General features: G+C 35.8%; 16 protein-coding genes and 1 pseudogene. 6 read left to right on the forward strand and 11 right to left on the reverse strand.

Annotation, left to right across the window (positions count from 1 at the left end):
- Nucleotides 1-105: 105 nt before the first annotated feature.
- The 4 genes from sigF to dacF all read right to left on the reverse strand — a co-directional run bounded on the left by sigF (nucleotide 106) and on the right by dacF (nucleotide 3,029).
- Nucleotides 106-864, reverse strand: a complete 759-nt coding sequence (sigF, locus tag KI369_RS22770) for an RNA polymerase sporulation sigma factor SigF (RefSeq protein WP_000350734.1) — start codon at nucleotides 862-864, stop codon at nucleotides 106-108.
- 12 nt (nucleotides 865-876) lie between these two features.
- The gene (gene spoIIAB, locus KI369_RS22775) at nucleotides 877-1,317 is read right to left on the reverse strand and encodes an anti-sigma F factor (RefSeq protein WP_001243399.1); all 441 of its coding nucleotides are present in this window, start codon (nucleotides 1,315-1,317) and stop codon (nucleotides 877-879) included.
- Entirely contained in the window at nucleotides 1,318-1,668 is a 351-nt protein-coding gene (gene spoIIAA / locus KI369_RS22780) for an anti-sigma F factor antagonist (protein WP_000059133.1), read from the reverse strand.
- Nucleotides 1,669-1,838: 170 nt separating this feature from the next.
- Complete coding sequence (dacF, locus tag KI369_RS22785) at nucleotides 1,839-3,029, reverse strand: D-alanyl-D-alanine carboxypeptidase family protein (RefSeq protein WP_212957488.1); 1,191 nt, start codon at nucleotides 3,027-3,029, stop codon at nucleotides 1,839-1,841.
- A gap of 166 nt (nucleotides 3,030-3,195) precedes the next feature.
- Here dacF and KI369_RS22790 point away from each other — a divergent pair, with 166 nt between their 5' ends.
- The 4 genes from KI369_RS22790 to KI369_RS22805 are packed head-to-tail and all read left to right on the forward strand — an operon-like array spanning nucleotide 3,196 to nucleotide 6,593.
- Entirely contained in the window at nucleotides 3,196-3,615 is a 420-nt protein-coding gene (locus KI369_RS22790) for a GntR family transcriptional regulator (protein ID WP_212957489.1), read from the forward strand.
- A complete protein-coding gene (locus tag KI369_RS22795; RefSeq protein ID WP_212957490.1) occupies nucleotides 3,581-4,462 on the forward strand; it encodes an ABC transporter ATP-binding protein in 882 nt (293 codons plus the stop codon). The genes KI369_RS22790 and KI369_RS22795 overlap by 35 nt, the downstream gene beginning before the upstream one ends.
- Entirely contained in the window at nucleotides 4,452-5,516 is a 1,065-nt protein-coding gene (locus tag KI369_RS22800) for an ABC transporter permease subunit (RefSeq protein ID WP_212957491.1), read from the forward strand. Before KI369_RS22795 ends, KI369_RS22800 begins: the two co-directional genes overlap by 11 nt.
- A gap of 12 nt (nucleotides 5,517-5,528) precedes the next feature.
- On the forward strand, nucleotides 5,529-6,593 hold the full coding sequence (locus KI369_RS22805) for an ABC-2 transporter permease (protein ID WP_212957492.1): 1,065 nt from the start codon (nucleotides 5,529-5,531) through the stop codon (nucleotides 6,591-6,593).
- 24 nt (nucleotides 6,594-6,617) lie between these two features.
- On the opposite strand, the gene KI369_RS22810 is transcribed toward KI369_RS22805, so the two are convergent.
- Nucleotides 6,618-7,163: a hypothetical protein gene (locus tag KI369_RS22810; RefSeq protein WP_000820921.1), complete on the reverse strand. Its 546-nt coding sequence runs from the start codon at nucleotides 7,161-7,163 to the stop codon at nucleotides 6,618-6,620.
- 102 nt (nucleotides 7,164-7,265) lie between these two features.
- The gene (locus KI369_RS22815) at nucleotides 7,266-7,685 is read right to left on the reverse strand and encodes a MarR family winged helix-turn-helix transcriptional regulator (RefSeq protein WP_001003313.1); all 420 of its coding nucleotides are present in this window, start codon (nucleotides 7,683-7,685) and stop codon (nucleotides 7,266-7,268) included.
- Between the two features lie 159 nt (nucleotides 7,686-7,844).
- On the opposite strand from KI369_RS22815, the gene KI369_RS22820 reads away from it, so the two are divergent.
- Together KI369_RS22820 and KI369_RS22825 are read left to right on the forward strand one after the other, a co-directional pair.
- Entirely contained in the window at nucleotides 7,845-8,516 is a 672-nt protein-coding gene (locus KI369_RS22820) for an SIMPL domain-containing protein (RefSeq protein WP_212957493.1), read from the forward strand.
- A 134-nt stretch (nucleotides 8,517-8,650) separates the two neighbouring features.
- On the forward strand, nucleotides 8,651-9,940 hold the full coding sequence (locus tag KI369_RS22825) for an NCS2 family permease (protein WP_166701903.1): 1,290 nt from the start codon (nucleotides 8,651-8,653) through the stop codon (nucleotides 9,938-9,940).
- Nucleotides 9,941-9,974: 34 nt separating this feature from the next.
- On the opposite strand, the gene corA is transcribed toward KI369_RS22825, so the two are convergent.
- From corA to KI369_RS29930, 5 genes and pseudogenes are all read right to left on the reverse strand, one after another.
- Entirely contained in the window at nucleotides 9,975-10,937 is a 963-nt protein-coding gene (corA, locus tag KI369_RS22830; protein WP_002003436.1) for a magnesium/cobalt transporter CorA, read from the reverse strand.
- Nucleotides 10,938-10,999: 62 nt separating this feature from the next.
- A complete protein-coding gene (locus KI369_RS22835; RefSeq protein WP_212957494.1) occupies nucleotides 11,000-12,304 on the reverse strand; it encodes a pyrimidine-nucleoside phosphorylase in 1,305 nt (434 codons plus the stop codon).
- A gap of 7 nt (nucleotides 12,305-12,311) precedes the next feature.
- Entirely contained in the window at nucleotides 12,312-13,133 is an 822-nt protein-coding gene (locus tag KI369_RS22840) for a purine-nucleoside phosphorylase (RefSeq protein ID WP_001078444.1), read from the reverse strand.
- Between the two features lie 12 nt (nucleotides 13,134-13,145).
- Nucleotides 13,146-14,330, reverse strand: coding sequence for a phosphopentomutase (deoB, locus tag KI369_RS22845; protein ID WP_212957495.1), 1,185 nt, complete (start codon nucleotides 14,328-14,330; stop codon nucleotides 13,146-13,148).
- A gap of 401 nt (nucleotides 14,331-14,731) precedes the next feature.
- A pseudogene (locus KI369_RS29930) lies at nucleotides 14,732-14,856 on the reverse strand (FixH family protein); the annotation flags it as partial.

Here is a 14,856-nt window from a genome sequence, read left to right on the forward strand (position 1 = left end):
GGATTATATTTTAAATTTACTAAATTATCAATAAATTCTGTTACTTTTTACGAAAGTTTATATTCTACTCCTATTTAAAGCCATAAAAAAAGATCGAATAGATAGCTATTCATCTATTCGATCTTTCATCTGTTTTAATATTTTCTTTTCGAGTCTTGAAACTTGTACTTGCGAAATACCTATTCGCTCCGCTACTTCCGATTGCGTTTGGTCTTTATAGTAGCGCAAATACACAATTAAACGTTCTCGCTCATCTAGTTCTCTAATTGCTTCTTTTAAAGCAATTTTATCAAACCATTTCGTTTCAGATTGATCGGCAATTTGATCTAAAATAGTGATCGGATCCCCGTCGTTTTCATACACCGTTTCATGTATGGATGAAGGAGCACGACTTGCTTCTTGCGCCAGAACGACTTCCTCTGGCGTTAGTTCTAACGCTTCAGCTACTTCATTAATCGTTGGAGCCCTTCCAAACTCTTTCGAAAGCTCGTCTCTCATCTTCCGAATTTTATTTCCTGTTTCTTTTAAAGATCTACTTACTTTTACTGATCCATCATCACGTAAAAATCGCTGTATTTCCCCAATAATCATTGGAACCGCATATGTTGAAAATTTCACGTCGAAAGATAAATCAAATTTATCTACCGATTTTAAGAGCCCAATACATCCAATTTGAAATAAATCGTCTGGTTCGTATCCTCGATTAAGAAAACGCTGCACAACCGACCATACGAGACGCATATTGCTTTGAACGATTGTATCTCTCGCTTGTTGATCTCCATCTTGACTTTGTTGAATTAACGCTTTTAGCTCGTGGTCCTTTAACTGAGGTTTCTTCTTCTCATTTTTGACCTCTATGTCCATAGGCTATTCTCCTTAATTGCATAGAGCGTTACTATTTGATAAGTATTTTGTCAAATGGATTGTTGTCCCGAAAGATTCGTTTGAAATAACTTCTACTTCATCCATAAAATTTTCCATGATAGTAAATCCCATTCCGGAACGCTCTAATTCAGGTTTAGTTGTAAAAAGGGGTTGTCTTGCTTCATCTAAATCAAAAATGCCAATCCCTTCATCTCGAATCGTGAGTTTCACCATTGCTTCTTCCAAAATTACAGAAATATAAACAACACCTTCTGCATTTCCTTCGTACCCATGAATAATTGCATTTGTAACTGCTTCTGACACAACTGTTTTAATCTCTGTAAGTTCTTCCATCGTTGGGTCTAGTTGCGCAATGAAAGCAGCTACTGTAACGCGAGCGAACGATTCATTTTGACTTAATGCTGAAAATTGAAGGTTCATTTCATTTCTCATTTATGCCACCCCCAACGTCGCGAGCGCATGCGCTTCACTTTCTTCTAAACGAACAATTTTAAATAAGCCCGACATTTCAAATAAACGTTTAACAGGCGGTGAAATTGCACAAACAACCATTTCTCCACCTAATCCCTTTACATGCTTATATCGGCCTAATATAACACCTAAACCAGAACTATCCATAAACGATAAGTTCTCTAGGCTCAAAACAATATGATGAACACCATGTGTCTCAATCATATCTGTTACTTTCGTTCGCAACTCTTCAGCAGTATGATGATCTAATTCACCCGCTAGTCTCACACATAGGACGTCACGTTTTACTTCTAATTGCATGGAAAGACTCACACGATTTCCTCCTTATGCTCAAACTTTACTCATTTACATACATAAAGATTTTCGTGATTCAACATAAGAATCCTTCCTACTGACAAAAGAAGAACTATTTCGCCATAAAGTGAAACCATTCAGCAATTATTTACTTTCATACGAATAGAAAAGCGGCAAAATGTTTGCCGCTATTTTGATGTTGAAAACATCCCAAAACTTCTTTTAAATAACTCCCACCAGCTCGCCGCAGCTACATCTTCTTTTGCTACGATTGTTTGTTTTAATAAAACTTCTTTATCTTTTTTAATAACAAGTGTACCAAGCGCATCACCTTTTTTAATCGGCGCTTTCACTTTCTTTTCAGCGATTACTTCTTGTTTTACTTTGTCCATATTTTCGCCCTTCTTCATTAGAAGAGACACATTATCTGACGCAACTAAATCTACTTTTTCCTTTTTACCTTTTCCTACTTGTACAGTCTTAATTTTTTCACCGCGCGTATACATTTTCTTTGTCATATATTGACCAAACGCATAATCAAGAAGCTTCGTCACTTGATTGTTCCGTTCTTTTGATGTAGGTGCTCCCATAACAACTGAAATAACACGCATGCCATTTTTTTGAGCTGATGCAGTTAAACAATATTTCGCTTCCGTCGTAAAACCCGTTTTCACTCCATCTACTCCAGGATAAAAACGTACTAATTTATTCGTATTAACGAGCCAAAACTTCTTATCCGTATCTTCACGTAAATAGTCCTCATATTTACCTGTATATTTACGAATAAGAGGGTACTTCATCAATTCTCTTGCCATAATTGCCATATCATTTGCTGTGGAATAATGATCTTTGGCTGGGAGACCTGTCGGATTTTGAAAATGAGTATTTTTCAGTCCTAAATCTTTCGCTTTTTTGTTCATCATATTTACAAAACCTTCTTCTGAACCAGCGATATGCTCCGCTACTGCAACAGACGCATCATTTCCAGATGCAATGGCAATACCCTTTAGCATTTCATTTACAGTCATCTCTTCCCCAGGCTCTAAAAAGATTTGTGATCCACCCATTGAAGCTGCATGCTCACTCGCTCTAACTTTATCGGTCAGTTTTAATTTTCCTTTTTCAACTTGTTCCATAATTAATAGCATTGTCATAATCTTCGTCATACTAGCAGGCGGTAATTTCTCATTTGGATTTTTATCAAACAAAACTTTACCTGTATCTTGTTCAATTACAATTGCTGACGACGCTTGTTCCGCTAACTTCGGCGTTGTTTCTTCTGTTTTATCCTGCTTCGTTTTCTCAGATTGTGCGAAACTAACTGAAGTACCAGAAAGCAATAACATGAAACAAACAAGTATTCCAAAAACTCGCTTCATGACCAACCCTCCATTCTATATCAGACCTATTTTTTCCAATCTTTTATTTTTTAATACCATATTTTTCTAATATTTTCAGTTGACAAATATATTCATCACCTATATTGTATTAAGTGTATTACACACCGTAGTACACCTAATACAAGTCAGAAAGGAGACATTGCTCTTGCATATTCAACTTGATCCAAGAAGCAACACTCCGATATGGGAACAAATTGTTCAAAATATAAAAGAACTCGTATTAAAGAACATGTTAGCTCCAAGTGACAAACTACCTTCTGTACGCGAACTCGCTTCTTTACTCGTTATAAATCCAAATACAGTGAGTAAAGCGTACCAAGAGTTAGAGCGACAAGGGATTATTGAAACATTACGAGGAAAAGGAACATTTGTATCCCAATCGATTACCCCAACATTAGACGAAAGGAAAATCGCTATGGTTGAAAAGCAATTTCATCAATTACTATTAGAAGCCTCTTATCTTGGTGTTACGAAAGATAAAATTCATGATTGGATAGATTCATATTATAAAGAGATTGGAGGAAATACGGATGCTGAAAGTGACAAGCCTAAAGAAAACAATTGATAATCAAACAATTTTAGATGATGTTTCTTTCACATTGCAAAGAGGAAGTATCATCGGATTACTCGGAAGAAACGGTGCGGGGAAAACAACTTTATTACGAACGATGGTCGGTATTTTAGACCCTGATGAAGGATCTGTTACATATGGGGATACCGACATTCATAAGAATCCTGAAACGAAACAAAAAATCGTATATGTTCCGGATTCTACTAACATATTGAACGGATATACAGTAAAAGAAATTGTAAAGTTTTATAAAACCGTTTATACCGCGTTTGATGAAGCATATTTCTATGAACTGTTAGAACGTTTTAACTTACCAAACAAACGAATTCGTAGTTATTCAAAAGGAATGAAAGCACTGCTTGCCATCATTTTAGCCGTTTCTACAAAAGCAGAATATATCATTTTAGATGAACCGACAAACGGACTTGACCCTATCGTGAAAAGGCAGATTTTACAGTTTCTCGTTGGAGAAGTTGCTGAAAAAGAGATTACGATTTTCGTCTCAACTCATCATTTAGATGAAGTAGAACAAATTGCAGATACAATCATTATATTAAAAGGCCATACTGTATCTTCTATTACATCACTAGACGATGCAAAATCACGATTTGCAAAAATACAAGTAGCTTACGAACGTTCACTACCTCAAAAACTAGAAAACTTAAGCAATATTAAAATATTAAATCAAACAGGAAAAGTATATACAATCTTAATCGAAGGAAATGTGGCTACAACATTGGAGAAGTTTTATAAAGAACAACCTATACTCATTGAAGAATTAACAATGTCACTTGAAGATGTCTTCGTTACGACACTGGAGGAGGATGGGTATGTTTCATAAGGCGTTGTGGATGTGGAATTGGAAGCACGGGAAATATGCTGTACTACTATTCTTCTTTAGTTCGCTTTACTTGTTATCTTTTGGCTACTATAAAAGTGCTCAGCAACAACTTGATACGTATTACGAATTACAAGAAAAGGGAAAACACTATTATTATTTTTATACCTTTTCTTCAGGAGAAGGTAATAGTTTTTGGTTAACTGTTCTTATCATCGCTTTAGCCTGCTTATTGATAGGTTGGGGACGTAGTAACCAATCTAATACACTACTTATGACGATGCCGTTTAAAAGAAAAGATGTTTTCTTATCTAAATGGGCTTTCGGTTCCTTTTGTATTGTGAGCTCATTACTTGTAAATTGGATTCTTATGTATGTTATTTATAGAACAACTATTCATTTTGATTATCAATCATTTAGTCCGTTTCATCGATACTTTCTTTATGCAATTGTTTCTTATATCGCAGTCTATACAGCTGCACTATGCATCGGTACTTTTACTGGCAGTGTTGTTTCACAGATTGTTTTTTGTATTCCGTGGTTACTAGCAGGGGTTACATTTATTACATTACTATACACTTTTACAACAAACCATTTGTACGCTGCAGATATTAAAAATGAAAACTTATATCGACAACTTTATGAAATCAATCAAAAAACAAATACAGTTGCACCAATTAATCACTTTTCTATCAATTATTACTATGATCCGGAATCCCGTAAGATCGAGAACACTCCAACTGCTTTAAGAGATCCAGCATCTCATATATATTATTCAGCCAAATCAATGTTAGTCCCTATTTTCTATACGATATTTTATTTACTACTTGGGATATATTTATATACACGATCGCCAAATGAAAACGGTCAGAAGATATTTATTTTCCAAAAGCATTTACGAATATGGATATGGGGGACAACCATTTACTTTGCATTACTAGGCGGCTATAAAATAAACCATTTTAATTTCTTACCTAGCTACTATATAGGTTTGTTTCTAACCGGAATCATTACTTATGTTATATTATCACGCCTAACAAATTATAAAGTTTTTTAAAGGAGAGATCCTATGTTTCAAAAAGCACTGTGGCTAAGAACATATCAACAAAGTAAATATGTTGTATGGTTATTTTGGCTCGTCAGCTTCTATACTTTGTCCTATAACTACTATATGACTTCTATTCAAGAGCAACAATTTCTAAATGACAATAAAAAGTGGAACTATGTATATCATTACCACTTTGATTTAACACTTCTAGATTCTGTCATGCTGTTAGGTAGCGTACTGATCATTCTAGCTTGTACGTTAATTGGATGGGAAAGACAAAATAACTCTAGCGACTTGTTATGGTCTATGCCATTTAAACGTTCACACCTCTATATAACAAAGTGGTTGTTTGGAATCTGTAATATTGCCGCTGTTGTCATTTTAAACTGGGGGCTATTTGCTATTATGAAAAAGGTAACTTTTCATAATAAATATCAAGTATTTTCCCCTTTTCATAGTTATTTTATATACATGTTAATTGTATTAATTGCTATTTATACACTTACCTTATGTATAGGTACAATCACAGGGAATATTATATCGCAAGGATTTCTCACTACAGCTATATTAATCTTCCCAGCTTTACTTCCATCACTTATCTCAGGAGTCATTGCTGTTCACTCAAACACTGAATTTCATGAGGACAATGGCCTTATACATGATATGATGGAAAGCATACGTATTTCTAGTCCAGCAGAAGATTTTACTATTAACTTTAATTATGATCCACAAAGCGCTTATACTGATCAAAATGGAGTGCGTCATAACGAACCAAACTTTACAAAGATTCCACCGGCAAAAATATTGATTGGACCTATAACACATATCATTATTTTATTACCACTCGGTATATATTTATATGCCCGTTCAGTCAATGAGCGAAATGGTAACTACTTATTATATCCGAAACTACAAAAAGTAGTTTTAGCTTGTGCGATTTTCTTTGGTGGAATCGTTGGAGGTTTAATGCTGAGTCGCGCGCAGTCATTGTCCAGCTTTTACATCGGATTTTTAGTGACTAGTTTCATTACGTATTTCTTCCTACCAAAAATATTAAAATGGAAAGTCTCTTGGAATTTTAAATAAAATAACCTCCTCTTATTGAGGAGGTTATTTCACATTCTCTCTTCTTTTCCCATATTCTTTTTCTTGCTTCGTTCCAAATCCGTCACCATTTGCTACGATTTGATCTGTTGGAGCAACTATGCTTTCAGCAATTCTCCATTCTCCCCCTTGTTGAATAAACACTTGCATAAAATAATTCATTCCATTTAGCTGATATGGATTTTCCTTTTTCACTTCATAACGGGCTGCAACATAATACACTTGCACATTCTCAGCCTCAAACTTAGAAATATATTGTGATAATCTTGGTATGTACTGTGATGCTTTCTGAAGTGGAAGCTGTTTTACTTTTACAAGAGAAGACTTTGTTACATTACTGATCGTATCTTCATGCCGAATGTTATCACTATGATGAAATAAAATAGCATTCTGCATGGAACGAATCCATAGTTTTGAATATAAAACAGGTTGCTTATTTGAAATATGTTGTAATTCTTTTTGAACGACTTGAAGGGGTGTAGCGGCATCTACGAATTGATGAAAGCAGAAAAAACTTCCAATCATAATGAAAAGCGTACAAATACGTTTCATAATTTTTCACTCCGATTCTTTTTAATTAAAGTATTGGAGTTTCAAAATGTTTTTATTCAAAAGAAAAAGGATAGAAAAGCTTTCGCTTCCTATCCTCATTTATTATAATACGCGGCCAAATAGCTCTAACACCATTTCTATTTCTTGGTCGCTCCAACCTTTAAATCTCTCTTTATAATATTCTTTACGCACAGCTTCAAGTTTTTCAGTTACTTCTCTTCCGTGTTCTGTAATTTCTAAGTACACGATACGACGGTCTGAATTTGAACGCTTTCTTTCTACAAACCCTTTTCGTACGAGACGATCAGTAACAGCTGTAATATGACTGGAGGTTACGTTTACTTCACTCGCAATTTGCGAAGCCATCTGTGGACTGTTTAAAAATAAAGCGCGTAATACAGAAAATTCATTATATGGCATATGTTCTGCAAAACGTGTATTAATATCATTTTGTAATAAACGTATCATCTTTCGGAATGATCCGGATAACTCTAAAATCAGTGTTTCTCTTTTTTCGTTCACTAGCCTCGTCCCTTTTTTATCATATTTACACATATTATAATCTATAAATACCTATGTTGTATATGCTTTCTTCCCTCAACATTCTCATTTATGTAACTTTTTTCATATAAATTTCTTTTTTGTTCACACATATACATATAAAAAGGATGGTGATGGAAAATGCAGGGTGGAATAAATCCTTATTTACACAACGTACGCACAGCTAATACTGGTAAAGAAGCGACTATTACTGTACAAGGTGAAGGCGTTGTAAAAGCAAAACCAAATATTGTTATATTAACGATTGGTATTCGTACAGATCATAAAAATGTAAAGCAGGCACAAGAAGAGAATGCAGTGCAATCAAAACAATTATTAGATGCACTAAAACAACTAGGTATTGCCGACAAAAATATAGAAACCATTTCATATACGATTACGCCCCAGTACGAATATGTAAATGATAAAGCATTACTACAAGGATACCGCGTGGAACATTTGTATGAAATTACCGTTTTAAATGTACAAAAAGCAGGGGAAGTATATGATATAGCCGTTTCAAATGGGGCAAACGTAGCAAAAGGTTTACGTTTTCGAATATCTCACCCAAATAAATATTATGAGCAAGCTCTCATTCAAGCTCTGCAACAAGCGGTAGAAAAAGCTCGTGCTATTGCGAGTACATACAATTTAAACATTAATCCTGTTCCACTCTCATTCGTTGAAGAATCTGCCCAATTACCACGGGAAGTGACGTCTTTTGCTACTTTACATGCGCAAGCAGCTCCGCCCATTCAATCGGGAGAATTAGAAATCATTTCAACAATACGAGCGATTTTTACGTATTTATAAATAATTTCATTTATAAGTAAACGTTATCATTTTCCTTGTTGTAAAAACATGATGTTCTGATATAATAAAGGACGGTGAGCTCTTATGAAAGAGATATCACGGGTGGGAGAGGGATATGAAAAAGAAGGTTTAACATGAAAGGAATACTTGAAAGAACATTTAAATTAGGTTTACACGAAACATCACCAAAACAAGAAGTTTTAGCTGGAGTTACGTCATTTTTCACGATCGTATATATTATGATTGTAAATGCATCCATTTTATCCGATGCTGGCATTCCTCTTGAGGCTGGAATTTTAGCAACTGTTTTCAGTTCATTTGTCGGATGTCTGCTCATGGCATTTTGGGCAAATGCACCTGCTATTCTTGTCCCTGGTATGGGTGTAAATGCATTCTTCACGTACACTGCTGTGCATACGCTCGGATTATCTTGGCAGGAAGCATTAGCAGCTGTCTTCATCTCTGGTATTATTTTTGCAATTGCTGCGTTTACACCAATCGCTCGCGTGCTTTCAGTATCAATTCCAAAGTCATTAAAGGAAGCTATTACTGTCGGTATCGGATTATTTTTAGCGTTTATCGGATTGCAAAAAGGTGGTTTAGTCGTTTCGAATCCAAATACTGCTGTTGCAATGGGGAAATTAAGTAACCCTGTCGTTCTTGCGACCGTGCTTACTCTTATTGTTGCACTTGTATTGTTTATTCGTAACGTACGTGGAAACTTTTTATGGACGATTGCAATAGGAACAGGTATTGCATGGCTATTTGGTCTTGTTGATACAAGTCAAATCGGAAATAGTTCATTCTCATTCGCTAATTACGGCGATGTGTTTGGTGCTATGTCATTTGGCAAACTTTCTTCCTTACCGTTTTGGATTGCAACATTCTCCTTAAGCATGGTGCTTATTTTTGAGAACATGGGACTTCTGCACGGTTTATTAGAAGATGACCGTAAATTCCCACGTGCTTACCAAGCCAATGCAATTTCAGCAATGACATGTGGTCTATTTGGCACAAGCCCTACCGTATCAACAGTAGAGAGTGCCGCAGGTATTACTGCAGGCGGAAAGACAGGTCTGACGTCTATCGTTACAGGGTTGTTATTCTTCGCATCACTGTTTGCACTTCCGTTTGTCAAACTAATTCCTGATAGTGCCATTGCACCAATCTTAATTATTATTGGCGGCCTGATGATTACAAGCATTCAGCAAATTCCTCTGAACGACTTTTCAGAAGGATTTCCAGCGTTCTTAATTATCGTCATGATCCCGCTCACATATAGTATCGCTGATGGCATTGCGTTCGGATTTATCGCTTATCCTATCTTAAAAATTGCTCTTGGAAAGCGTAAAGAAGTCGCACCATCTATGTATATCGTTACATGCTTATTCTTAGCCATGTTCGTATTACATGCTATTGGTTAAGTAAAAACACCGAGGAATTTTCCTCGGTGTTTTTTTACTTAAACCATCCTTTTTTATAAAACCAAACCATCATGCCACCGCCAATTAAAGCCATGATAAGTAAACAAATAAAATAACTATATTGTCCGCCAAGCTCTGGCATATGCTCAAAGTTCATTCCGTATACTCCCGCAATAAATGTTAATGGCATGAAAATAGTAGAGAAAACCGTTAATGTTTTCATAATATTATTCATATGGTGCGAGTTTAATGAAAAATAACTATCCCGAATATCTGCCGTTAACTCTCGGCTCGCTTCAATCATTTCAGTCAGCTTCAGCAAATGATCATGTATATCTTTAAAGTAAATTTCATGATCACTTATACCGTAAAAACGAGTCGAATTTAAAATACGATACAATAAATCACGCATCGGAATGATTGTGCGCCTTAGCTTCGATAAATCTGCACGTATATCAAATACTTCTTCTAGCACACTCCCTGCTGTCTCACCTGTTAAATTATCATCAATTGCATTTAAATGATCCTCAATGTAATATACAGGCGCAAAATAGTCATCCACAATTTGATCAATAATAGTATGCGCTACATGCAAAGGACTATTTTTAATACGCTTCTTTTCTCCAAGTGTTTTCCATACTCTTTCGATTGCATTGTTATGAGAAAAGTGGAAAGAAACAATATAACGATCACTAATAAATAAATCAATCTCATGCGGTTCTAATCCATCCTCACCAAATGCATGAAGAACTAAAAAGTTATATCCATCATAAAAATCAACTTTTGGCCTCTGTACATATTCTATACAGTCTTCAATTGCAAGAGGATGGAACTTAAAATGATCTTGCAAAATGTATGTATACTCTTCTTTCGTTGGCTTATATAAATCTAGCCAATACCATACAATATGGTCTTTCTTTGTTTCCTCTAACGAAACATCATATAATACTTCATCTGCTTTTGTTATTGCACAAATTCTAATCATAATTTCACCCACTATTATTATAAACAAAAAATAGCAAAAAAAGCCAAGGAGAAATACTCCCTGGCCCTTCTTTATTATTCAGTAACGATGCCGTGCACTAATGTTGGTGCATCTACATGCTCTTTAGAGATTTTCATGTTCTCATAAATTTTTACTTTTACATCTTCTACATTTTCACGGTTTGCGTAAATTGTAACAAGGGATTCACCTTTTTTCACGCTGTCCCCTACTTTTTTGCGAAGCATTAAGCCAACTGCTAAATCAATTTCAGATTCCTTCGTCGCACGTCCTGCTCCTAAAAGCATTGCTGCTGTTCCAATTTCATCTGCAACGATTTCTGATACATAACCGTCTTCCTTCGCTTCCACTTCAATTTTAAATTGTGCTTGTGGTAATTTAGAAGGATCATCAACAACAGATGCATCGCCACCTTGCGCTGATAAGAATGTTTTAAATGATTCTAGCGCTTTACCGTTGTTCATTACTTCAATTAATTTCTCGCGTGCATCTTCTAAAGATGAAGCTTGTCCAGCAAGGTATACCATTTGACTTCCAAGTGTTAAACATAACTCTTCTAAATCTTTCGGTCCTTTACCTTGTAATGTATCAATTGCTTCTTGTACTTCAAGTGCGTTACCAATCGCCTCACCAAGTGGTTGACTCATATCAGAAATAACAGCCATCGTATTACGACCAACGTTATTACCAATGCGTACCATTGCTTCTGCTAAACGTTTTGCATCTTCATCTGTTTTCATAAATGCACCTGCTCCAGTTTTTACATCAAGAACAATTGCATCTGCACCAGCAGCAATTTTTTTACTCATAATCGAGCTTGCAATAAGCGGAATCGAGTTTACTGTTGCCGTTACATCACGAAGTGCATATAACTTTTTATCCGCAGGTGTTAAGTTTCCACTCTGACCAATAACTGCGATTTTATTTTCATTTACAAGACGCATGAATTCATCATTTTCGATTTCAACATGGAACCCTGGAACTGCTTCTAATTTATCAATTGTACCGCCAGTATGTCCTAGACCACGTCCAGACATTTTTGCAACCGGTACACCTAAAGCGGCTACTAATGGACCTAATACAAGTGTTGTTGTATCACCAACGCCACCTGTTGAGTGCTTATCTACTTTTACTCCTTCAATAGCTGATAAGTCGATTGTATCACCGCTATTTACCATTGCCATCGTTAAATCAGCACGTTCTTGATCGTTCATATCTTGGAAGAAAATTGCCATTGCAAGTGAACTTACTTGATAATCAGGAATATCACCATTCGTATATCCTTCAACAATAAAATTAATTTCTTCTGTCGTTAATGCATGTCCGTCACGTTTTTTTGCAATTAGGTCCACCATTCTCATTGTGAGGTCACCCCTTCATTTGTTTTACGATTGCTTTTACTAATGCTAAGAAATTAGCTTTAACACGTTCTGTTGTTTCGATTACTTCATCGTGGTGAAGTGGCTGATCTAAAATACCAGCTGCCATATTTGAAATACAAGAAATACCAAGTACTTTCATACCAGCATGACGCGCTACAATTACTTCAGGTACTGTTGACATACCAACTGCATCTCCGCCAAGTGTACGAAGCATACGAATTTCAGCAGGTGTTTCATATACAGGACCTGTCATTCCAACGTATACACCTTCTTGTACTTTAATATTTAGGTCTGCTGCAACTTGTTTCGCCATTTCGCGAAGTTCTGTCGTATATGATGTAGACATATCAGGGAAACGTACACCCATTTCAGAATCATTTGGTCCGATTAATGGGTTTGTACCCATGAAGTTAATGTGGTCTGAAATTAACATAAGATCGCCTGGTTCGAATGATGTATTTACACCACCAGCTGCATTTGTTACAACGACTGTTTCTACACCTAGTTCCTTCATAACACGAACTGGGAATGTTACTTTTTGCATATCGTATCCTTCATAGAAGTGGAAACGTCCTTGCATTGCTACTACTGTTACACCTTGAAGTGTACCGAATACTAGTTGACCTGCATGACCTTCTACAGTTGAAACTGGGAATTCAGGGATTTCACTATAAGGTACTGTTACTGCGTTCTCGATTTCATCTGCTAATACACCTAGTCCAGATCCAAGGATTAGTCCTACTTGTGGTGTCTCTTGAAATTTCTCTTTTAAGTATGAAGCTGATTTTGTAATAAGTTCACGATTCATTTGTTTATCCCCCTATTTCTTTAGCTCGTTTAAGAAGCTTGTTCCGTATTCTGGCATTTTCACACCGAAGTTTTCTGCTACAGTTGCACCAATATCAGCAAATGTTTGACGAAGTGGTAACTCTTGTCCGCCTTCTTTCATACTTGGGCTATATGCTAATAACGGTACATATTCACGTGTATGGTCAGTACCAGGATGAACTGGATCATTACCGTGGTCTGCTGTAATTAATAATAAATCATCTTCTTTTAGCTTTTCGAATACTTCTGGAAGACGTGCATCATATTCTTGCAGAGCTTCTCCGTATCCTTGTGGGTCACGACGGTGACCGAATAGTGCATCAAAGTCAACTAAGTTTAAGAAGCTAAGACCTGTAAAGTCCATGTTTAATGTATCTACAAGTTTATCCATTCCATCCATGTTAGACTTCGTACGAAGCGATTCAGTTACCCCTTCACCATCATAGATGTCAGAGATTTTACCGATAGCGATAACATCATAGTCACTATCTTTTAATTCATTCATTACCGTACGGCCGAATGGTTTTAATGCATAGTCATGACGGTTTGGTGTACGTGTAAAGCTTCCAGGCTTACCAACGAATGGACGAGCAATAACACGACCTACCATATACTTCTCATCTAACGTTAATTCACGTGCAATTTTACAAATTTTATATAACTCATCAAGCGGCACTACTTCTTCGTGTGCTGCGATTTGCAGAACGCTATCAGCAGAAGTGTAAACGATTAAAGAACCTGTTTCCATTTGTTCTTGACCAAGTTCATCAAGAATCTCAGTTCCAGAAGCTGGTTTATTACCGATGATTTTACGGCCTGTTTTTTCTTCTAATTCATCAAGTAATTCTTTCGGAAATCCTTCAGGGAACACTTGGAATGGTGTATCAATGTAAAGACCCATAATTTCCCAGTGGCCTGTCATTGTATCTTTACCAGTAGATTTCTCTTGCATTTTTGTATAATATCCAAGTGGTTTTTCTACTTTAGAGATGCCTTTCATTTCACGAATGTTACCAAGGCCTAATTTCACCATGTTAGGCATTTGTAATCCATTCATATGTTCAGCAATGTGACCAATTGTATCAGATCCTAAATCACCAAATTGTTCAGCATCTGGTGCTTCACCGATTCCAACAGAGTCCATTACGACTAGGAATATACGTTTATATTTATTCATAACTGCGACCTCCTATAAGTTCAGTTCTACTTCTTGTAGTATGTTCAAAACGCTATAAAGTGAAACTGTTCTCCATAAGAATTATCTTTCGTTCTCATTATCAAACAGTACTTCTTTAAATCATTCTCTAACCTATTTCGTTTACCTTGAAACGACGCAAAAACATTTCTAGTTTTTTCTAAGTCAGATGTCAGACATCTGATACTGATATCATAACATGTTTACGCTTTCTTTTTAATACATTTTCGTAGAATTTCTCATTTTCTTCACACTTCTATTGTAATCCATTATGCAAAGAAGTGCTAATGATTTTGTGATTTATTTATTCATATAAAATGAACTTTTAATCTCTCCACAAATAATGAGATTAAAAATAAAAAGTAGCTCTAAAGAGCTACTTTTTATTTTACTTCTACCGTTTCTTCTTTATGTTCATGCAGTTCACCTTTTTTAACATGAACTTTCACTTTGTAAGAACCGTTTTCTTTGAAAGTATGTTTCGTTTCATACTCTCCTTTATTTCCTT

The sequence above is a fragment of the Bacillus sanguinis genome, from assembly GCF_018332475.1.
Taxonomy (GTDB): Bacteria; Bacillota; Bacilli; order Bacillales; family Bacillaceae_G; genus Bacillus_A; species Bacillus_A sanguinis.